General features: G+C 74.3%; 19 protein-coding genes. 12 read left to right on the forward strand and 7 right to left on the reverse strand.

Going from position 1 to position 18,989, the window contains the following annotated elements; translation table 11 throughout:
- The first annotated feature begins 183 nt into the window (after nucleotides 1–183).
- The 3 genes from ACIPSE_RS02200 to ACIPSE_RS02210 all read left to right on the forward strand — a co-directional run bounded on the left by ACIPSE_RS02200 (nucleotide 184) and on the right by ACIPSE_RS02210 (nucleotide 3,369).
- A complete protein-coding gene (locus ACIPSE_RS02200; protein ID WP_401656432.1) occupies nucleotides 184–1,527 on the forward strand; it encodes a hydrolytic protein in 1,344 nt (447 codons plus the stop codon).
- Nucleotides 1,528–1,692: 165 nt separating this feature from the next.
- On the forward strand, nucleotides 1,693–2,643 hold the full coding sequence (locus ACIPSE_RS02205) for a D-2-hydroxyacid dehydrogenase family protein (protein WP_401656434.1): 951 nt from the start codon (nucleotides 1,693–1,695) through the stop codon (nucleotides 2,641–2,643).
- 444 nt (nucleotides 2,644–3,087) lie between these two features.
- Nucleotides 3,088–3,369, forward strand: a complete 282-nt coding sequence (locus ACIPSE_RS02210; protein ID WP_401656436.1) for a chaplin — start codon at nucleotides 3,088–3,090, stop codon at nucleotides 3,367–3,369.
- 82 nt (nucleotides 3,370–3,451) lie between these two features.
- Here the strand turns inward: ACIPSE_RS02210 and ACIPSE_RS02215 are convergent, their stop codons facing one another.
- The 7 genes from ACIPSE_RS02215 to chpG all read right to left on the reverse strand — a co-directional run bounded on the left by ACIPSE_RS02215 (nucleotide 3,452) and on the right by chpG (nucleotide 8,131).
- Nucleotides 3,452–4,318, reverse strand: a complete 867-nt coding sequence (locus ACIPSE_RS02215; RefSeq protein ID WP_401656438.1) for a tyrosinase family protein — start codon at nucleotides 4,316–4,318, stop codon at nucleotides 3,452–3,454.
- Entirely contained in the window at nucleotides 4,302–4,778 is a 477-nt protein-coding gene (locus tag ACIPSE_RS02220; protein WP_401656440.1) for a tyrosinase cofactor, read from the reverse strand. The genes ACIPSE_RS02215 and ACIPSE_RS02220 overlap by 17 nt, the downstream gene beginning before the upstream one ends.
- A gap of 102 nt (nucleotides 4,779–4,880) precedes the next feature.
- Nucleotides 4,881–5,396 carry a hypothetical protein gene (locus ACIPSE_RS02225; protein WP_401656442.1) on the reverse strand — a complete coding sequence of 172 codons (516 nt, stop codon included), beginning with the start codon at nucleotides 5,394–5,396 and terminating at the stop codon, nucleotides 4,881–4,883.
- 173 nt (nucleotides 5,397–5,569) lie between these two features.
- Nucleotides 5,570–6,067: a DUF5949 family protein gene (locus tag ACIPSE_RS02230; RefSeq protein ID WP_401656444.1), complete on the reverse strand. Its 498-nt coding sequence runs from the start codon at nucleotides 6,065–6,067 to the stop codon at nucleotides 5,570–5,572.
- A 263-nt stretch (nucleotides 6,068–6,330) separates the two neighbouring features.
- Entirely contained in the window at nucleotides 6,331–6,618 is a 288-nt protein-coding gene (locus tag ACIPSE_RS02235) for a hypothetical protein (protein ID WP_401656446.1), read from the reverse strand.
- 239 nt (nucleotides 6,619–6,857) lie between these two features.
- Nucleotides 6,858–7,601: a hypothetical protein gene (locus ACIPSE_RS02240; RefSeq protein WP_401656448.1), complete on the reverse strand. Its 744-nt coding sequence runs from the start codon at nucleotides 7,599–7,601 to the stop codon at nucleotides 6,858–6,860.
- A 290-nt stretch (nucleotides 7,602–7,891) separates the two neighbouring features.
- Nucleotides 7,892–8,131, reverse strand: a complete 240-nt coding sequence (gene chpG / locus ACIPSE_RS02245; protein WP_401656450.1) for a chaplin ChpG — start codon at nucleotides 8,129–8,131, stop codon at nucleotides 7,892–7,894.
- Between the two features lie 273 nt (nucleotides 8,132–8,404).
- Here chpG and ACIPSE_RS02250 point away from each other — a divergent pair, with 273 nt between their 5' ends.
- The 9 genes from ACIPSE_RS02250 to ACIPSE_RS02290 are packed head-to-tail and all read left to right on the forward strand — an operon-like array spanning nucleotide 8,405 to nucleotide 18,983.
- Entirely contained in the window at nucleotides 8,405–9,478 is a 1,074-nt protein-coding gene (locus tag ACIPSE_RS02250; RefSeq protein ID WP_401656452.1) for a DUF3344 domain-containing protein, read from the forward strand.
- 51 nt (nucleotides 9,479–9,529) lie between these two features.
- Nucleotides 9,530–10,708: a glycosyltransferase gene (locus ACIPSE_RS02255; RefSeq protein WP_401656454.1), complete on the forward strand. Its 1,179-nt coding sequence runs from the start codon at nucleotides 9,530–9,532 to the stop codon at nucleotides 10,706–10,708.
- Nucleotides 10,705–12,132, forward strand: coding sequence for an exopolysaccharide biosynthesis polyprenyl glycosylphosphotransferase (locus tag ACIPSE_RS02260; RefSeq protein ID WP_401656456.1), 1,428 nt, complete (start codon nucleotides 10,705–10,707; stop codon nucleotides 12,130–12,132). Before ACIPSE_RS02255 ends, ACIPSE_RS02260 begins: the two co-directional genes overlap by 4 nt.
- 3 nt (nucleotides 12,133–12,135) lie before the next feature.
- Nucleotides 12,136–13,464, forward strand: a complete 1,329-nt coding sequence (locus ACIPSE_RS02265; RefSeq protein WP_401656458.1) for an O-antigen ligase family protein — start codon at nucleotides 12,136–12,138, stop codon at nucleotides 13,462–13,464.
- Nucleotides 13,461–15,389, forward strand: coding sequence for a lipid II flippase MurJ (locus tag ACIPSE_RS02270; RefSeq protein ID WP_401656460.1), 1,929 nt, complete (start codon nucleotides 13,461–13,463; stop codon nucleotides 15,387–15,389). The genes ACIPSE_RS02265 and ACIPSE_RS02270 overlap by 4 nt, the downstream gene beginning before the upstream one ends.
- On the forward strand, nucleotides 15,373–16,095 hold the full coding sequence (locus ACIPSE_RS02275) for a polysaccharide deacetylase family protein (RefSeq protein WP_401656462.1): 723 nt from the start codon (nucleotides 15,373–15,375) through the stop codon (nucleotides 16,093–16,095). Before ACIPSE_RS02270 ends, ACIPSE_RS02275 begins: the two co-directional genes overlap by 17 nt.
- A gap of 1 nt (nucleotide 16,096) precedes the next feature.
- Entirely contained in the window at nucleotides 16,097–17,242 is a 1,146-nt protein-coding gene (locus ACIPSE_RS02280) for a glycosyltransferase (protein WP_401656464.1), read from the forward strand.
- On the forward strand, nucleotides 17,239–17,895 hold the full coding sequence (locus ACIPSE_RS02285; RefSeq protein ID WP_401656466.1) for a lipopolysaccharide biosynthesis protein: 657 nt from the start codon (nucleotides 17,239–17,241) through the stop codon (nucleotides 17,893–17,895). Before ACIPSE_RS02280 ends, ACIPSE_RS02285 begins: the two co-directional genes overlap by 4 nt.
- A complete protein-coding gene (locus ACIPSE_RS02290) occupies nucleotides 17,892–18,983 on the forward strand; it encodes a GNAT family N-acetyltransferase (protein ID WP_401656468.1) in 1,092 nt (363 codons plus the stop codon). The genes ACIPSE_RS02285 and ACIPSE_RS02290 overlap by 4 nt, the downstream gene beginning before the upstream one ends.
- Nucleotides 18,984–18,989 lie beyond the last annotated feature (6 nt).

The raw sequence follows: 18,989 nt of genomic DNA on the forward strand, positions 1-18,989 counted from the left end.
CGGTGGGGGGCAGGGTGATACACGTGAGGCGACCATGGGCCGGTGGTCCACGCGAGGCGGCTCGCCACATTAAGAGCCCACTGTTACAACGGAGTTGACATGGGCTTGCCGGGCAACGAAGCTGCCCGCACATTGCCCTCCCGTTCCTCGCCGCCTGCCGGGACCCGCTTCTACGGTGGGCGCGTGACGCCTTCCGCAGCCTCTTCCGGTCCCGGTGCGCCCGGCCTCGACATCCCGGCCGTGACCGTGACGCCGGGTGACATCGCCACCACCACGCTGACCGTCCGCAACGACAGTGACATCGTCGAGGCGTACGACCTCACGGTCGCCGGCGATTGCGCCGACTGGACGACGGTGGAGCCCGCGCGCGTCTCCCTCTACCCGGGCACCTCCGAGACGGTGACGCTCACCCTGGCGCCGCCGCGTTCGCCGGAGATCCGCGCGGGCGAGGTCCCGCTCGGTGTGCGGGTGCTGCCCAACGAGCACCCCGAGTCGGTCAAGGTCCTCGAAACCACCGTGCACATCGGTGAGTTCCACGAGCTGCGCACCGAGCTGGCCCCGCGCCGCCGGCGCGGCTGGCTGCGCGGCCGGTATCTGCTGGCCGTCCGCAACCAGGGCAACACCCCGGTGCGGGTGGGCTTCACGCCCGGTCAGGCGGGCGAGGAGCTGGGCTTCACGTTCGCCCCGGCGGAGCCGGCGCTGGAGCCCGGTGAGTCGACGGAGGTCCGGCTGCGGGTCCGTACCGCCAAGCCGGTGTGGTTCGGCAACCCGGTGGTGTGGCCGTTCACGCTGGACACCCGGGAGACCGGGGAGCGGGCGGAGACGGTGGAGGCCCACCCGGCCGACGCGGCCGTGGCACCGTCCCTGGACGCGGAGTTCGTCCAGATACCGATCTTCCCGAAGTGGCTGCTGGCGGTGCTCGCCGCGCTGCTCGCGCTGCTGCTGGCGTGGTTCGCGCTGGTGCGTCCCGTGGTGCGCAGCGCCGCCGAGGAGGCGGCCACCGAGGCGGTCCAGCCGCGTCCCACCCCGGCCGACGGCCAGGCGGACGGCTCCTCCCCCGGCACGGGCACGGACAACCAGCCCGGCGGCGGCCAGGAGTCGGGCGCGCCGGGTTCGGGCAGCGGCGGCGGAGGCGGCTCGACCGGCGGCGGCACCGGTACGGGCGTGGGCCAGCAGAGCTCGGCGACCATCGACCTGAAGACGGGCACCGGGCAGACGAAGACGGGTACGTACAAGGTGCCGGAGGACACCGTCTTCGGGGTCACGGACATCGTCGTCGCCAACTTCCAGGGCGACGAAGGGGTGATGACGATCGACTTCGGCGACCGGAAGATCACCACGATCGCGCTGGAGACGTTCCGCAACCAGGACTACCACTGGGTCACCCCCATCAAGATCCCCGCGAACGACACGGTGACGATCAGCGTGACCTGCGCGAAGCCCGGCACACCGGCCACGGGTCGGCAGGCACAGGAGTGTCACGAGGTTCTCAATGTGAGCGGAGTGCTCAGCAGCTCCACAGAGTGAATTCGGATGCTCCTGTTCCGAGTTCATTGAACAGTTGTTCACTGTACTCGTAAAGCTCAGGGTCCCTTTCGGCCTGAAATCGACAACTCAGGGCTCAAAACAACGCCTGTCGATCAGAGGGCTACAGTCGGTCTCCGACCTCGGAGTGCGTGGAAAGGGACCGCCGTGCGGCTGCGCTGCGCTGTGCTCGACGACTTCCAGAACGTGGCGGCCGGGTGTGCCGACTGGCCGCCGGACGTGGAGCTCGTCCCCTTCCGTGAGCACATCGCCGACGAGGACGAACTGGCGCGGGCGCTCGCGGACTTCGACATCGTCGTCACCCTCCGCGAGCGCGTGCCCTTCCCCGCCGCCCTGCTCGCCCGGCTGCCCCGGCTGAAGCTGCTGATCGCCTCCGGCATGCGCAACGGCGCCATCGACCACACCGCCGCCGAGGCCCACGGGATCACCGTGTGCGGCACGGCGAGTTCCCCGACCCCGCCCGTCGAACTGACCTGGGCGCTGCTGCTCGGCCTGGCACGCGGTGTGGTCCAGGAGAACAACGCCCTGCGCGCGGACGGCCCCTGGCAGTCGACGGTCGGCGCCGACCTGCACGGCCGCGCCCTCGGTCTCCTCGGCCTCGGCCGGATCGGCGCCCGGGTGGCGCGCGTCGGCCTCGCGTTCGGCATGCGGGTGACCGCCTGGAGCCACAACCTCACCCCGGAGCGCGCCGCCGAGGAGGGCGTCGAACGCGCCGCGGGCCTGGAGGACCTGCTGCGCGAGAGCGACTTCGTCTCCGTCCACCTCGCCCTCGGCGACCGCACCCGCGGTCTGCTCGGCGCCGCCGAACTGGCCCTGCTCAAGCCGACCGCCTACCTGGTCAACACCTCCCGCGCGGCCATCGTCGACCAGGAGGCCCTGCTCGCCGTGGTGCGCGAGGGCCGGATCGCGGGCGCGGGCGTGGACGTCTTCGACCGTGAGCCGCTCCCCGCCGGCCACCCCCTGCGCACGGCCCCCCGCCTCCTCGCCACCCCTCACCTCGGCTATGTCTCCGAGGCCAACTACCGCACGTACTACGGCCAGGCCGTGGAGAACATCCAGGCCTGGCGGGCGGGTTCACCGCTACGGCGGCTGCCGTGACCGCCGGAGCCGGTCGGGCGGCGACCCCGGCGTACGCCCGCCGGCAGATCCCCGCGCCGCGCGGTGGATGGCCCGGGTTCCACCAGATGGCGGCGGAGCGTCACACGGCCGGTCCCTCTGTCCTCGCACCGGCCGCCCGTCCCGGACGAAGGTGCGCAGGACCTGGTCGGCACGCGTAGCCGGTACCGCCTCCCTCGCCGTCGGCGGTCACCGCGCCCTGCTCGCGCAGCCGCGGCAGCGCGAGGGCGGTCTCCTCGACGGGCAGGCCGGCCGGGCCCCGGCGGGAACGAAGCGAATTCTCCCCCCGTGATCCGGCCCGGCTGTTTCCTGTTCAAAAAGGGTGATCCCCCCGTCCTCGCCGTGACCAGCCGTGAGCGGCGGCGTTGTAGGGGAAGTGCGACGGCGCGTCCTGCCGGCGCACTCCTCGAATCAAAGGAGAACGTGATGTCTCGCATCGCGAAGGCTGCCGGTGTCGCCCTCGGCGCCGGTGCCGTGGCGCTCGGCAGCGCCGGTATGGCCCTGGCGGACGCGGGCGCCCAGGGTGAGGCCGTCCACTCGCCCGGCGTCGGGTCGGGCAACGTCGTGCAGGTCCCGGTCCACATCCCGGTCAACGTGTGCGGCAACACCGTCGACGTCATCGGCCTGCTGAACCCGGCCTTCGGCAACAGCTGCGCCAACGTCAGCGACGGCCCGGACGACAAGGGCGGCTACGGCTACGGCGGCTGACGCCGCCTCACCCCCCGCGTAGGGCGGAGCCCCGGCACTCCGAGCGCCGGGGCTCCGCCGCGTCCGCGCACCGCCGCGGGCGTCACCCGTACCGGTAGATCCCGCTGACGTCCTCCAGCGAGTCCGGGGTCACGTCCCAGGGCGGCAGTTTCTCCAGCCGGGCCACGATCCGGCCGTGCTGCGCGTTGCCGGGGCCGGGCGGTGTCGCGGGCAGGTAGCGGGGGCCGCCGTGGCGTCGCTGCCAGCGGTCCCAGCACAGGTCGATGAAGGCGTGGTGCATCCAGAAGACGGGGTCGTTGACGGACGCGCCGCCGAGCATGGCGCCGCCGACCCAGCGGTGCACCCGGTTGTGGGTGCGCCAGGCGCTGGGCCCGCTCCCCCGCGACCAGCCCTCCAGCCGGTTGCGGAACCCCTTGGCGGACGTGGAGTCCCAGGGCGCGACGTCGTAGACCGGGTCGTCCAGCGCCGTCTCCAGCTCGGCCCGGGTGGGCAGTTCGATCGGGTCACGGGAGCGTCCGAGGTCCCGGGTGAGGTACTCCCCGCTGGTCACGCCCTCCCGGATGGTCCAGTCGCCCGTCCGGTAGGCGAACGGCCCGGTCGTCACCTGCCGGTCCGCGAGCCGCCCGTCGCCGCCGAGCAGATCCGCCGTCCAGGGCGCGGCACCGGCCCTGCGGTCCTTGGTCCAGTCCCAGTACGGGACCGTCACCGAGGAGTCGACGCGCCGCAGCGCCCGCTCCAGGTCCAGCAGGAACCGCCGGTGCCAGGGCAGGAAGGACGGCGCCATGTGGGCCGTGCGCAGTCCGCCCTCGCCGTCGGTGACGTAGAAGTCGATGTGCATCCGGACGAACTCGTCGTACTCGCCGCGCCGCTTGATCTCCAGGAGCGCCTTCACGAACCGCCGCTTCTCGGCGGCCGTGAGCGTGGCGGCGTTCTTACGGATGTACGCCATGGTGTCCCCCCATGTCCATGCCGCTCATGTCCGCGTTCCTCATGTGGGTCTCGCGCAGCTGCTCCCCGGGGGCGAGTTCGTCGACGGCGCCGCGCGCCGCTTCCAGGGGGGTCGCGTAGGACCGGTAGTGGTCGACCATGCTCAGCCAGGTGCCGTCGGCGCGGCGCATCAGGTGCAGCGGGCGGCCGTCGACGGTGACGTGCCACTCGGCGGCGCCGAAGGTACGGCCCGCGGTGGTCCTGACCCCGCGGATACGGCGGCCTCGGTACGTCTCGTCGAAGACGGGTTCGGTGAGGTCGTCCGCGCGCCTCGGCGGCCGGGACGCGGCGACGACCGGGGCGAGCGCCAGGGCTCCGGCCGCGGCGAGCAGCCCGCGCAGCAGGTCCCGTCTGCCGCGCACCGGGGCGGATCTCGGCTCGCCCTGCGCCCCTACGGCCACTCCGCCGACACTCACGACCATCGTGTGCTCCTCGTCCGGTTCGGTTGATCCGTACCGGTAACCGCGAAGGAGCCCGCACGGTCACCGTCGGTGGGCCATGCGGGCTCCCGGGAGCGGGCGGGCTCAGAGGCCGGGGCCGGTCACCACGTTCGCGGCGGGCACCGTCTGCAGGAGCGGCGTGAGGACGCCGACCTGCGGGAGCTTCGGCTCGGGCATCCCGTAGTTGTCGGCGCCCGGCGCGGTCAGCGGGGCGTCCAGGGTCAGGCCCGGGGCGAGCGTCCTGAGGTCGGCGGCCTCGGTGCCCACGCCGACGTGGTCGAAGTCGTCGCCGAGGAGCCGCGGCAGCGGGGCGCGCAGGTCGGCGCCGGGCAGCCCGCCGGAGACGGGCAGCTGCGGGATGACCCGCTCGGGGATGAGCCGCCCCTCGACGTACTGCGGGCCCTCGGGCGCGCCGGGCGTCGGCAGCGGGATCTCACCCGCGAGGGTGGGCAGTTCCACGCCCAGGGAGTTCTCGACGCCCTGCAACGGCACCGGTACGGGGACCGTCTCCACCGCCGCGGCGGGGGTCGCGGTGGCGCCCACCGCGGCGGCGACGCCCGTGAGCAGGGCGGCAAGGGTTCCTCGGGTGGTCGACTTCATCTCAGGCACGGTCCCTTTCAGGATTCGGTGGGCTCAACGTCCGTACCGCGTAACGACCCCGGAGCGCCCACCAGCGCACAATTCCCCCGGGTGCCGCAGTAGTACGACGGCTCGGTAGTACGACCGGCCCGCTGCCGGGTCCCGCCGAGCCGTCGTGCGCCGCGCCGGCCGGGTCAGCCGCGCAGGCTGCGCGCCGGGAGGACGACGTGGGCGGCGGCGTTGAGCGTCTCGTCGGCGCCCGCGAAGGCGGCGAGGGCCTCGGGCTCGACGGGCCTGCCGGGGGCGGCGTCGGGCCAGGGGCGGGTGGTGAACACGAAGTAGGCGAAGCCGCGTTCGGCGACGGCCTCCAGCCACTCGGCGGGCGGGATGCACTGGGCGTTGAAGCCGGGCATGTTGACGACGGCCGTGCCGGCCTGGACGAGCAGGCTGACCGGCAGGCTCGGGCGGGAGTTGCCGTCGACGAGGTCGCCGCCGACGGGCAGTCCGTTGTTCTCCAGCAGCGCCTCCACGGCGGCCGTGGAGGCCTCCGGGCCGGCCGCCGCGTCCCCGAGGGTGTAGGCGAGGAGGTAGGGCATGTCGCCGTCGGGGGCCTCGCCGCTCCAGGCCATGACGACGAGCGTGCCGAGGTCGGCGGCGTTGAAGGGGCGGGTTTCGCTTGAGGTTGAGGTCACGGCGCGACCATATCGACGGCCCCGAACGGCCCCTGACCCGTTCTCACCCGACCGGGCGACGTCCCGCACGCGGTCCACACGAACGAGGGATATTCCTTCGAACAGCACGAGAAAATAACACGGGAAAGCGAGTGGCGGGGCACGGAAAAGGACCCTTTCCGGGCGCCGGGACGGCGCGAGGAAAGGGCCCTGATCCGAAAGGGGACCGGCAATGGGCCCGGTATGGGTCCGGTATCGGGCGCGGTAATCGGCCCGGTGCCGCGTCAGTTCTGCAGCGGCAGACCGCCGAGCAGCCCGCTGGAGTTCAGCGCACCGGTCGCGCCGTTCACGGTGCTGAGGACGGAGTCCTTGTTCTCGGTGTCGAGGGCGTTCGACTGGTGCTGGAGCGGCATCGCGTCGGCGAGCTCGTACTGACCGGCGGCGAGCGTGTTCAGGGCGCCGTTGAGGCTGGTGGGCGTGAGGTCGGCGGTGCCGGCGGCGAACGCGGGCGCGGCGGCACCGGCGATCACGAGGGAACCGGCGACGACAGCGGCAGCCTTCAGGGACTTCATCATGTTCCTTTCGGAGAATTTCCTGACGCCGTGCCTAACGATGATCGACCGGACCGGAAACTCCGCGCGCAGAAAGTTTCTGCAACCGGCTCCGCGGGATTGCGCTCCATGGAAAAGCAGGAGAAAACGATAAGAAAACAGAACGGCCGTCGCGCCGGCCCCGCGGGGGGACCGGCGCGACGGCCGGGACGTGAGGGCCGGGGCGTGAGGGCCGGGGCGGGCCGGCCGCCCCGGACGCCTCAGGAGGTCGGCAGCAGACCGCCGACGGCCGGCACCGAGCCGGTGGGCACCGGCAGCGCGTCCGTCGGCACCGGCAGCGCATCCGTCGGCAGTCCGCCCGTCGGGAGCGCGTCCGTGGGCAGCGCGTCCGTGGGCAGCGGCACCGGGAGCGGCAGCGGCAGACCGCCGCCGAGCAGGATGGCGACGATGGCGCTGACGAGGCTGGTCAGCACGCCCTGGGCGGCGGGCACGACCTTGGCCGGGTCACCGCCGGTCGCCGCGGCCAGGAGGTCAGTGACCGCTTTCTGCAGCGCGCCGAGCGCGTCACCGACCGCGTCGGCGGACGGCGCCTTGGAGTCGTCGCTCTTGCTGGTGGGCAGCGGCAGCGTCGGCAGCGGCACCGGGGTCGACGGCAGGGCGGGCGTGGCGGGGACGGTCGGGGTCGCCGGGGTGGCCGGGGTCGTGGGCACCGGGACGGGCGCCGCCGAGGTGACCTTGCCGATGGCGTCCGTGACCTTGCCGCCAAGGTCGGTGGCCTGCTCGGGGGTGAGCTGGCCGTTGTCGGCCTGGAGGGCGGCGGTGAGCAGACCGGCGACGGGGGCGAGTACGCCTCCGAGGTCGCCGAGACTCTTGACCTGGGCGAGCAGCGCGTCCGCACCGGGGACGGGCGCCTTGGCCGCCGCCTCGATGCGCTCACGCTTCGTCTCGTGGTCGACGGCCGTCGCGGCCGGACCGGTGATGCCGACGAGGAGAGCGGCAGTCACTGCGGCTGACGCCATACGCCGTGCGGACAGAGCACGCATGAAAGTTCCCTTTCTTGGGGGACGGAACTTCTGCCCACCGTGAAAGCGCTCACCACGCACCGCAACCGATTGACCACACCGGGTGATAACAGGTTGATCCCCCCGGTTCGCATCTGCCCTGGTGAGACCCCTCGCCAGGGCGCGCGCACCGCGTCCGCCACCCCACCCCCCATTCGGGGGAACGCGAAACCGGCCGCCCTCACGTGGAGGCTCCACGGGAGGGCGGCCGGCACAGGGGTTGCGCCGCGACCTCAGTCGTTGACGCAGGTGTTGCCGAAGGCCGGGTTCAGCAGGCCGATGACGTTCACGGTGTTGCCGCAGACGTTGACCGGGACGTGGACCGGAACCTGGACGACGTTGCCCGACAGCACGCCCGGGGAGTGGGCGGCAGCGCCCTGCGCGCCACTGTCGGCGGCGGCGATGCCCGCGCCGCCCGCAACGGCCGCGGCGGCAACGGAGGTAAGGACCAGGCCCTTCGCGATACGCGACATGGAGAGGTGCTCCTTGGGTTGACACAAACACCCGGGCGGATGCCCGGCGCTGTGTCAACGCGTGGCACGCACGCGGGTTGTGCCGCCAAAGGGGTGATCCCGGAAAGCGAAGGCATTCACCATTCCGACACAGTTGTCCGGTTTCGGTGGATTAATACGGATAGCAGCTAGAGTTGCGGATCTCCCGACGCACCCCTACAGCCAGCACATCGCACTCATCGACTCCCTGTGCCGGACTCGATGACACGCCCTTCCCGGAAGGTCACCCCGGTCATGCGTCCATCTCCGCGTCCGCTGCTGCGCCGAGCGACGGTGGGAGCCCTCGCCCTAGCCACCATCGCGGCGGCAGCCCCTTCCCCCTCTCCCTCCCCCGAGGCCGAACGGCTGCCGTTCGCCGAACGCCACCACGCCCTCCAGCACGGCGGGTTCGTCCGCGCGGCCAACTCCTCGATCAGCTGCCGGGCCACCAAGGCCCAGTCCGCCTGCCCCGCGGCCCGCGAGGGCGGGAAGGCGGTCAACGGCGCGTTCGACATGTTCTACATCGACGTCGACTCCGACCCCAACACCTACAACTCCTCGCGCGCGGAGGTCCGTCTGCCCGAGGGCGCCCGCGCCACCTACGCCCGGCTCTACTGGGGCGGCAACCTCCGCGTGGGCGAGCAGAAACCGCCCAAGGACAACGGCCGGGTGCTGATCGCCGAACCGGGCGGCCAGTACAAGCAGGTCCTCGCCGACACCACGGTCGGCCACCGCACGGCCCAGGGCATGGACGCCTTCCAGGCCTCCGCCGACGTCACCGACCTGGTGCGGTCCAGCGGTTCGGGTCTCTACACCGTCGCCCAGGTCAACGTGGCGATGGGGAGGTCGGCCGCCGGCGCCTGGGGCGGCTGGACACTGGTGGTGGCGTACGAGAAGGCGGACGAGCCGCTGCGCCATCTGGCCCTGTGGGACGGCTTCGACACGCTGCGCGGGGGCCGGGACGTTCGGCTGAACGGTGTCGGTTTCCCCGCGGGGGCCACCGGCCGGGCCGGGCTCGTCGCCTACGACGGCGACCGCGGTCGAACAGGGGACTCGCTCACTGTCGAGACCGGGCACCGCGCCCCGGTCGCCCTGACCGACGCCGCCAACCCCCGTACCGACGTACTGAATTCGACGATCTCCGAGCCCGGGCAGCAGCAGCCGCGCCGGGTACCGGCGTACGCGAACACCCTCGGCTACGACTCCGACGTGTTCGATCTCGGCAAGGCGCTCGGGTCCGGTGGTGACCGTCTGGCCTTCCGGCTCGTTTCCGAGAAGGACGCGGCCTGGGCCGGCGCGCTCTACGTCGCCGTCGACGCCCAGCGGTGAGGCGCGTTCCCGCCCGTCCCGAGAGCCGTTTGTGAGCGAGGAAACCGCGCAATGCACCAGCCAGTCAGCGACCCCCGGCCGCGGGTCCTCCACGTTACGCAGCCCGTGGACGGCGGGGTCGCCCGTGTCGTGACGGACCTGGTGCGGGCCCAGCTCGGCGCCGGGGCACGGGTCGCGGTCGCCTGCCCCGGCGGCGGCCTCGCCGACCGGCTCGGGGCACTCGGCGCGGATGTACGGCCCTGGCGGGCGACGCGCTCGCCGGGACCGTCGCTGCCCGGCGAGGTGCGACGGCTCGCACGGCTGATCGACGAGGTACGTCCCGAACTGGTGCACGCGCACAGCGCGAAGGCCGGACTCGCCGCACGGCTCGCCGTCCGCGGCCGGGTCCCGACCGTGTTCCAGCCGCACGCCTGGTCCTTCGAGGCGGTCGGCGGCCCGACGGCCGCGCTGGCCCTGCGCTGGGAACGCTGGAGCGCGCGCTGGGCCTCCCGGGTGGTGTGCGTGAGCGAGGCGGAGCGCGCGACCGGCGTGCGCGCCGGGATCGCCGGACGGTGGGACGTCGTCCCCAACGGCATCGACCCGGTCCGTTTCCGCCCCGCCGCGGCACCCGCCGCGCGGGCGGCCCTGCTGCCGGACCTCGCGCCGGACGCCCCGCTCGTGGTGTGCGTGGGGCGGCTGTGCCGGCAGAAGGGCCAGGACGTCCTGCTGCGGGCCTGGGACGCGGTCCTGACCCAAGTGCCGGGCGCCCGGCTGGTGTTCGTCGGCGACGGACCCGACCGCACCCGGCTCGCCGCGCACGCGCCGGAGTCGGTGCGGTTCGCCGGATCGGTCACCGACCCCGTGGCCTGGTACCGGGCAGCCGATCTCGTCGTCCTGCCCTCGCGGTGGGAGGGCATGGCGCTGGCGCCGCTGGAGGCGATGGCGTGCGGGCGGCCGGTGGTGGTGACGGACGTGGACGGCGCGCGGGAGAGCCTCCCGCCGGCGCTCGCCGCACGGTGCCTGGTGCCGCCGGACCGTCCCGCGCCGCTCGCGGACGCCGTCGCCGCTCTGCTGCTCGATCCGCCGGGGCGCGCGTCGCTCGGCACCCAGGGCCGGCGGCACGTCCTGGACACGCACGACGTACGGCACATGACCGAGGCGGTGGCGGGCGTGTACCGCGAACTGCTCGACCCGGCGGGTGACGTGATCCCGGCCGGGTTCACCGAGTACAGGGAGTCCATCCACTCGTGACCGCGGAAAGCACCCTTCCCTCGCCCGGCGGGCAGCCACGGAATCCCGGTTCCTCGGCCGTCTCGGTCCTCACGCCACGCGGTGTCGGCGCCGGTTTCCGGTTCCCCGCGCGGCGCCCCCGGCCCCGGCCCGCCGCCTCGCCCGTACCGCTCCTCGCCGCGGACCTGGCCGCCGCGCTGCTGGGCACCCTCGCCCTGACCGGCACCGCCCACCAGCCGCTGCTGGCCGCCCTGTCGGTGGCCGCGTCGATACTGCTGCGCCCGCAGGCGCGGCGCGCGGCGCCCGGCATGCTCGACGAACTCCCCGTGGTCTGCGGCCGGATCGCGGTGTCCTGGCTGGCCCTGGCCGCGCTGCTCGCGGCCTACGCCCCGCGGCACGCGCTGCCCGCGACGGCCCTGGCCGCCGGGTTCCTCGTCCAGTCGGCGGCGGCCCTCGCGGCCCGCGCCCTCGTGCACTGGCGGCACGGTGCCGCGCTGCGCGCCCGGCCCCGGGCCGCCCTCGTCATCGGCCCCGCCTCCACCGCGCAGCGCGTGGCGGCCGGCGTGCTGCGCCATCCGCGGTGCGGGGTGCGGCCGGTGGGGGTCGTCACCGAGGAACCCGACGGCAGCGAGGGCCTGCCCGTGCTGACCCGGGGCGAGGAGGTCGAGCGGGCGATCGTCCAGAACGGCGTCCGGGACATCCTCGTCGTGCACCCCTCGGTGCGGTCCGAACAGGGGCCGCTGCTCAGGGCGTTGGCCGAGTCCGGGTGCGCGGTGTGGGAGGTGGACGCCGACTCCCCGTCGTACGCCTCGCGCGATCTGCTCGCCGGGTTCGCCTGCCGCCGTCTCGACCTCGGGACGCGGCGGCGCGGCAGCTTCGGCAAGCGGATGCTGGACGTGGGGGTCGCCGGGACGCTGCTGCTGCTGGTCTCCCCGCTGCTCCTGCTGTGCGCGGTGGTGCTGCGACTGGCCGACGGACGCGGGGTGGTGTTCCGGCAGGAGCGCATCGGCAAGGACGGGCGGCCCTTCACGCTGCTGAAGTTCCGCACCCACCGCCCCGTCGACGAGCATGAGGCGGCGACCCGTTGGAGCGTCGCGAACGAGTACCGGATGCCCTGGTTCTGCCGTTTCCTGCGCCGCTCCTCGCTGGACGAGCTGCTCCAGCTGTGGAACGTCGTCCGCGGCGACATGAGCCTGGTCGGTCCACGCCCCGAACGCCCCTACTTCGTCTCGAAGTTCAGCCAGACCTACCCGGGCTACGCGGCCCGCCACCGTATGCAGACCGGCATCACGGGGCTCGCCCAGATCCACGGGCTGCGCGGCGACACCTCGATCGAGGACCGGGCCCGCTTCGACAACGCGTACATCGACAACTGGTCGCTGTGGCAGGACGTCTGCATCCTCGCCCGCACGGCCGCCACACTCGTACGGCCGACGGGGAGCTGACCGATGAGGCTGCCGCAGGTACTCCCGGTCGTCCCGGTCATCGCGGTCATCGCCCTGCTGGCCCTGCCGCTCGGACCGGGCGGCGAGGGCGGCGCGGGCCCGGCCGACGCGCTCTCCGCGCTGATGGTCCTGTACTGCGCGGTCCTCCTCCTGCGGCACCGGCGCCGTCCCCTGTCGCGCACGGCCGGCGTGATCCTGGGCCTGCCCGTGGTGGGCCTCGCGGTCGCCGCGGTGAACGCATCCTCCCCCGGCGCGGGGGTGACGGGCATGGGCCGCTACCTCCAGATCTTCGTGCTCGTCCCGGCGGCCGTCCTGCTGCTGATCCGCGACCGCCGCGACTTCCGGCTGCTCGCCTGGTCGTTCGTCGGGCTCGCGCTGTGGCAGGGCGCGGTCGGCGTGCACCAGTTCGTGACCGGGACCGGCGCCTCCTACCAGGGGCAGACCATCCGCGCGGTCGGCACCTTCGGGGCGCAGGACGTGATGGGCATGGCGACGGTCGTCTGCTTCGGCCTGGTGTGCGCGGTGGGTCTCGCGCTCGGCCGTACCCCGCTGCGGCACCGGGTGGCCGCGGCCTGCTGCGCGGGCGCGCTGCTGGTGCCGCTCGCCGTGTCCTTCAGCCGGGGCGCCTGGATCGCCACGGCGGTGGCGTGCTCGGCGCAGCTGGTGCTGGCCGGGATGCGCCGGGCGCTGAAGGCGGGGGCCGTGGTGGCCGCGCTGGGCGTGATCCTGGTCGGCGGCTTCGGCGTGGGCTCCGCGATGCTCCAGGAGCGCGTCGACAGCATCGTCCAGGTCGCCGACGCGCCCGACCAGTCCGTCACCGACCGCTACACGATGTGGGCGGCGGCGATCGGCATGTGGCGCGAACAGCCGCTGACCGGCGTCGGGTTGAAGGGCTTCCCCGAGCACCGGGACACCAACGCCTCGCTCGCCCTGTCCGCGGGCAGCGACACCGAGGGCGCGGGCGCCGCGTTCCGCGTGCAGCCGCTGCTGTCCCCGCACAACATGTACCTGCTGGTCCTCGCCGAGCAGGGCCTGATCGGGCTGCTCGCCCTCGCGGGCGGCTGGCTGGCCCTGCTGGTCCTCGGACTGCGCGGCCTCGCGCGGGTGAGACGGTCGGGCCCCGGCCTCGACTGCGGACTCGTCGCCTGCGGCCTGCTCGCCTGGCAGCTCACCGACTTCATGTACGCCGACATCGGCGGCCCCTCGACGGTCCTGACCGCCGTCTGCCTCGGGCTGGCCGCCTGGTGGGGCCTGGCCGGCGGCGACCGCCCCGGGCCCCTCCCGGCGCCGGCTCCCGTACCCCTGCGACCGGCGGAGGCGGCGGCCCGATGACGGTGACGCCACCCTCGACGGGCCCCGAACTCGGCTCGGACGGCCCCACCCCCCGCATCCCCCGCGCCACCGGAAGACCGGCCCCGCCCGCCCCCACGCTCCCGGAGCCCCTCTCCCCCGGGGCATCCGCCCCCACGGGCCCCGCCGCACCGGCGTCGACCGGACCGGTCACCACCCCGGCCGGGCCCACCACGTACGGACTCGCCGCCCCGAGGGCGGCCTCCGCCGGGGCGTCCGCGCCGGACGCGATCGCCGGCAGGCCCCCCGCCCCTCCCGTCGAGCGCCCCGAACTCACCTCCCCCTCCCGGGGTTTCCTCGCCAAGGCGGCGCTCGTCACCGCTGTGCTGACCGCGGCCGGGGCGCTGCTCGGGCTGGTGCGGGACCAGGCGCTGGCGCGGCTGTTCGGCGCGGGGAGCGAGACGGACGCGTTCCTCGTCGCGTGGACCGTCCCGGAGTTCGCGGCCACCCTCCTCATCGAGGACGGGCTCGCCTTCGCGCTGGTCCCCGCGTTCTCCCTGGCGCTGGCCCGGCGGGCGCAGGGCGCCCCCGGCGACCCGGTGCGGGCACTGGTGGCGGGCACGCTGCCCAAGCTGTCGCTGGCGTTCGTCGCGGTGTCCGCGCTGCTGGTCGGTGCGGCGCCCTGGGTCGTGGAGGCGCTGGCGCCCGGCCTGCCGGACCCCGCGCTCGCCGTCGACTGCACCCGCCTCACCGCGATCTGCGTCCTCGGCTTCGGCCTCGCGGGCTACTTCAGCGCGGCGCTGCGCGCCCACCGCCGCTTCCTCGCCCCGGCCGCGATCTACGTGGCGTACAACACCGGCATCATCACGTCGATGTTCGTGCTGGGCGGGCACTGGGGCGTGCGCTCGGCGGCGGTCGGGGTCGCCCTCGGCGGCGGGCTGATGGTGGCGATCCAGCTCCCCCTCTTCGTCAGGGAGCTGTGCCGCCGCAGGACCGACGCCGCGCGGCCCGCCGCCGCCTCCTCGGACTCCTCGGGCTCCCTGGACTCCTCCGGCTCCCTGGACTCCTCCGAATCCCCGGACTCCTCCGCCCGCGCGGTCACCGGCGCGCTCGTCGCCACCGTGCTGCTGTTCGCGCTGTGCCGGCAGTCCCAGACCCTCATCGAACGGTTCCTCGCCTCCACGCTCGACGCGGGCGCCATCTCGCACCTGAACTACGCGCAGAAGATCGCCCAGATCCCGATGACCCTGTCGATGATGCTGTGCACGGTCACCTTCCCGGTCGTCGCGCGCGCCCTCGCCGACGGTGACGTCGACCGGGCCCGCAGCCGGGTGGAACGCGACCTCGCGCTCGCCACCTGCATGCTGCTGCTCGGCGCGGCGACCGTCATCGCCTGCGCCCCCCAGCTCGTCGAACTCCTCTTCCAGCGCGGCGCGTTCACCGCCCGGGACACGGAGGCGACGGCGGACGTGATGCGGGTGTACGCGCTCGGCCTGCTCGGCCAGACCCTCACCGGGGTGCTGGTGCGGTCGTACTTCTCGGCCGCCCGCCCGAGCTGGTACCCGGTGGGCGCGATGGCCCTCGGCATCGTCGCCACGTCCTGGATCGGCACCTGGGCGGTGGGCCCGTGGGGGGTCATCGGCATCGCCGTCGCCAACGCCGCCGGGATCACCGTGACCGCCGTGGTGCTGCTGGCCGGGATGGGCGCGCGCAGCGTCCCCGTCCGGCGGCGGCTGGTGCTGCGGGAGCTGAGCCGACCGCTGCGGGCCGCCGTGGTCGCGACGGTCGCCGGAGCGTTCGTCGCCGGGCGGCTGCCGGGCCCCCTGCCGGGACTGCTGGCGGGCGGCGCGACCGTCACCGCCGTGTTCCTGCTGCTCGCCTGGGCGCTGGACGCCCAGGGTGTCGTACCCGCCCTCCGATCCGTACGCACCGCAACGAGAAGGCTGACGCATGGCCGTACGCGCTGAGACCCCCACCGCCCCGTGGATCGCGATGTACCACTCCGTCGGTGACCCCTCCGACGACCCGTACCGCATCACCGTCGCCCCCGAACGCCTCGACCGCCAGCTGACCTGGCTGCGCCGCCGCGGCCTCAGGGGCGTCTCCGTCGCCGAACTGCTGGCCGCGCCCCGCCGCAGGGGCCTGGTCGGGCTCACCTTCGACGACGGCTACGCAGACTTCCTCACCGGCGCCCTGCCCGTCCTCACCAGCCACGGCTTCGGCGCCACCCTCTTCGCGCTGCCCGGCCGGCTCGGCGGCGAGAACGCCTGGGACCCGCTCGGCCCGCGCAAGCCTCTGCTCACCGCCGAGGGCGTCCAGGAGGCCCACCGGGCGGGTGTCGAGATCGGCTCGCACGGCCTCACCCACCTCGACCTCACCCGCACCGACGACCTCCGGCTCAAGGCCGAACTCGTCGAGAGCCGGGTCGCGCTGGAGGAGCTGACCGGCGCCGGCGTCGACGGGTTCTGCTACCCGTACGGGACGCTCGACGAGCGCGCCGTCGACGCCGTGCGCGAGGCCGGCTACCGGTACGCGTGCGCCATCGACCCGGGCCCGATCGACAGCCCGCTCGCCCTGCCCCGCGTGCACATCGGGCAGAACGACACGAGCCCGCGCCTGCATCTGAAGTACCGGCTGCACCGCCTGCGCCGCCGCCCCGTCGAGGGGATGTGAGATGAGGGCCCTGCACGTCATCACCGGCCTCGGCGTCGGCGGCGCCGAACAGCAACTGCGGCTGCTGCTGCGCCATCTGCCGGTCGACTGCGACGTCGTGACGCTCACCAACCCGGGCACGGTCGCCGACGGCCTGGTCGCGGACGGGGTGCGGGTCACGCATCTGGGCATGGCGGGCAACCGGGACCTGGCCGCGCTGCCCCGCCTGGTCCGGCAGATCAGGGCGGGCGGCTACGACCTCGTCCACACCCACCTGTACCGGGCCTGCGTGTACGGCAGGCTCGCCGCGCGTCTCGCCGGGGTGCGCGCGGTGGTCGCCACCGAACACTCCCTGGGCGACTCGCAGATGGAGGGCCGCAGGCTCACCCGCGGGGTGCGCGGCCTGTATCTCGCCAGCGAGCGCCTGGGCCGTTCCACGGTCGCCGTCTCCCCCACGGTCGCCGACCGGCTGCGCCGCTGGGGTGTGCCGGAGCCCCGTATCGAGGTCGTGCCCAACGGCATCGACCTGCCCCGCTTCCGCTTCGACCCGATCGAGCGGCTGCGCACCCGGCGCCGCCTCGGCCTGCCCGAGGACGCGTACGTCGTCGGCGGCATCGGCCGGCTCGCCGCCGGCAAACGCTTCGATGTGCTGATCCGCGCGCTGGCCCGGCTGCCCGAGGACTGCTGGCTGCTGCTGGTCGGCGGCGGCGCCGAGGAGAGCGTGCTGCGCCGCACCGCGCGCGAGGCCGGGGTCATGGACCGGGTGCTGTTCACCGGCGAACGCCCGGCCGTCCCCGACGGCTCCCCCGGGCCCGGTCTGCCCGCCCTCGCCGCCGCGATGGACCTGCTGGCCTCGCCGTCCCCGGAGGAGGCGTTCGGGCTGGCGGTCGTCGAGGCGCTGGCGTCGGGACTGCCCGTGCTCTACGCCTCCTGCCCGGCCGTCGAGGACCTGCCCGCGCCCGCGGCGCCCGCGGCCCGCCGGGTGCGGGGCGGGGACGAGGAGTTCGCGCGCGCGATCGCCGCCGTCCGCGCCGGGGGTCCGCGTCCGCGCACCGCGCCCGACGCCGCCCACCACTACTGCATCACCCGCAGCGCCGCCCGGCTCATGGACGTCTACGCGGCCGCGGCCAGCCCATCGTCGTCACCCCAGGGAGTCAGCAGCTCATGACCGAGAACCCCACCGGACCCCAGCGCCCGGCCCCCCTCACCCGCGCCCGGGCGCTCCCGGCCTGGTCCCTGCTGGCGGCCGGTGCCGTCGCCGGCGGGCTGCTCGGCGGGGCGTACGGGCTGGTGAAGGCGCCGACGTACACGGCGACCAGCTATGTCGTCGCCGTCCCCACCGAGAAGTCCGACCCGGCGTCCGCGCTCGGCTTCGCGCAGGCGTACGGCCGGGTCGCCACCCAGCTCGCGGTCCTCGGCGACGCGCAGGTCTGGGCGGGTGTGCCGGTGAAGACGCTCCAGTCGAACGTGCGGACCGCGACCTCGCCGGACGCGCCGATGGTGTCCATCACGGCGACCTCCTCGCGCGCCGACGTCGCCGCCGACATGGCCAACGCGGTCGCCCGGGCCCTGACCCGGCACGCGGACACCGCGCAGAGCGCCACCAACGTCGAACTCCAGCAGTTCGCCCGCGCGGTGAAGCCCGGCGCGCCCTCCTCGGCCTCGCCCGCGCTGACCGGGCTGGTCGGGGCGAGCGCGGGCGGGCTGCTCGGCGGTCTGGTGCTGCTGGTGCGGCCCCGGCGCACGCGCGGCGGCGAGGAGCGTGTCGCGGCCTCGGTGCCGGGCCCGGCCGTGGCGGCCGACGCGCACGGCGCGCTGTGACGTACACGACGGAACTCGTCACCGACGCCTCGGTCCTCGCCGCCCTCGGCCCGGACTGGGGCCGGCTGTACGGGCGTTGCCCGTCCGCGACCCCGTTCCAGAGCCACGCCTGGCTGCACTCGTGGTGGCTGTCGTACGGCCGTCCGGGCCGGCTGCGGGTGCTGCTGGTGCGGGACGGCCGCGGTGAACTGGTCGCCGCGGCGCCGCTGACCCTCGTGCGGCGTCCGGTGCCCGCGCTCGTTCCGCTCGGCGGGGCGCTCTCCGACTACGGGGACGTCCTGATCGACGCGGAGCGCGGCGAGGAGGCGGTGGCCGCGCTGACCGGAGCGCTCGCGCGGGCGGCCCGCGGCGCCCTGGTCGATCTGCGCGAGGTGCGTCCCGGCGGGGCCGCCGAGCAGGTCTACGAGCGGTGGAGCGGCCCCCGGCGCCGGGTGGCGGACTCGCTGTGCCTGGAGCTGCCCGCCGTACCGATGGACGAGCTGGTGTCGCGGCTGCCGTCGGCCAAGGCGCAGCAGCGGGTGCGGGCCAAGCTGCGCAAGCACTCGGCGCTCGGCATCGAGCGGCATGTCGCGGAGCCGGACGAGGTCGACAAGGCGCTGCGGCGGCTGCTGGAACTGCACCGGCTCCAGTGGCGGGACCGGAAGGTGACGAGCGAGCACCTGCGGCCCCGGTTCTGCGAGCACCTGGTGCGCGCGGTCGCCCCGATGGTCCGTTCCGGGGACGCGGTCGTCACCGAGTTCCGGCTGGACGACGACGTCGTCGCGGTCGATCTGACACTGCTGTCGCCGCGGCTGGCGGGCGGATATCTGTACGGCGCCCATCCGTGTCTGCGCGAACGGAAGGCGGACGTGGCGGTGCTGCTGCTCGACGCGTGCGGCGAGCACGCCCGGGGCACGCTGAGCCTGCTGCGCGGCAACGAGCCGTACAAGCACCACTGGAAGCCCGAACCGGTCGTCAACCAGCGGCTGCTGCTGGCCCGGCGGCGCACCGCCCCGCTGCTGGCGGCGGTGCTGTGCGACGTGGCGGCCAGGCGGCGCGGCAAGGAACTGCTGCGCGGGCGCCGGGAACGGGACGGCGGCGGATCGTGACCGACC

This window comes from Streptomyces sp. NPDC090106, assembly GCF_044747265.1.
Taxonomy (GTDB): Bacteria; Actinomycetota; Actinomycetes; order Streptomycetales; family Streptomycetaceae; genus Streptomyces.

Excerpts from the sequence above, each read along its gene's own strand:
- ACIPSE_RS02210 (WP_401656436.1), top strand. The coding sequence starts at position 3,088 with ATGTCTCGCATCGCGAAGGCTGCCGGTGTCGCCCTCGGCGCCGGTGCC.
- ACIPSE_RS02215 (WP_401656438.1), bottom strand. The coding sequence starts at position 4,318 with ATGGCGTACATCCGTAAGAACGCCGCCACGCTCACGGCCGCCGAGAAG.
- ACIPSE_RS02220 (WP_401656440.1), bottom strand. The coding sequence starts at position 4,778 with ATGGTCGTGAGTGTCGGCGGAGTGGCCGTAGGGGCGCAGGGCGAGCCG.
- ACIPSE_RS02225 (WP_401656442.1), bottom strand. The coding sequence starts at position 5,396 with ATGAAGTCGACCACCCGAGGAACCCTTGCCGCCCTGCTCACGGGCGTC.
- ACIPSE_RS02235 (WP_401656446.1), bottom strand. The coding sequence starts at position 6,618 with ATGAAGTCCCTGAAGGCTGCCGCTGTCGTCGCCGGTTCCCTCGTGATC.
- chpG (WP_401656450.1), bottom strand. The coding sequence starts at position 8,131 with ATGTCGCGTATCGCGAAGGGCCTGGTCCTTACCTCCGTTGCCGCCGCG.
- ACIPSE_RS02250 (WP_401656452.1), top strand. The coding sequence starts at position 8,405 with ATGCGTCCATCTCCGCGTCCGCTGCTGCGCCGAGCGACGGTGGGAGCC.
- ACIPSE_RS02255 (WP_401656454.1), top strand. The coding sequence starts at position 9,530 with ATGCACCAGCCAGTCAGCGACCCCCGGCCGCGGGTCCTCCACGTTACG.
- ACIPSE_RS02265 (WP_401656458.1), top strand. The coding sequence starts at position 12,136 with ATGAGGCTGCCGCAGGTACTCCCGGTCGTCCCGGTCATCGCGGTCATC.
- ACIPSE_RS02270 (WP_401656460.1), top strand. The coding sequence starts at position 13,461 with ATGACGGTGACGCCACCCTCGACGGGCCCCGAACTCGGCTCGGACGGC.
- ACIPSE_RS02275 (WP_401656462.1), top strand. The coding sequence starts at position 15,373 with ATGGCCGTACGCGCTGAGACCCCCACCGCCCCGTGGATCGCGATGTAC.
- ACIPSE_RS02280 (WP_401656464.1), top strand. The coding sequence starts at position 16,097 with ATGAGGGCCCTGCACGTCATCACCGGCCTCGGCGTCGGCGGCGCCGAA.
- ACIPSE_RS02285 (WP_401656466.1), top strand. The coding sequence starts at position 17,239 with ATGACCGAGAACCCCACCGGACCCCAGCGCCCGGCCCCCCTCACCCGC.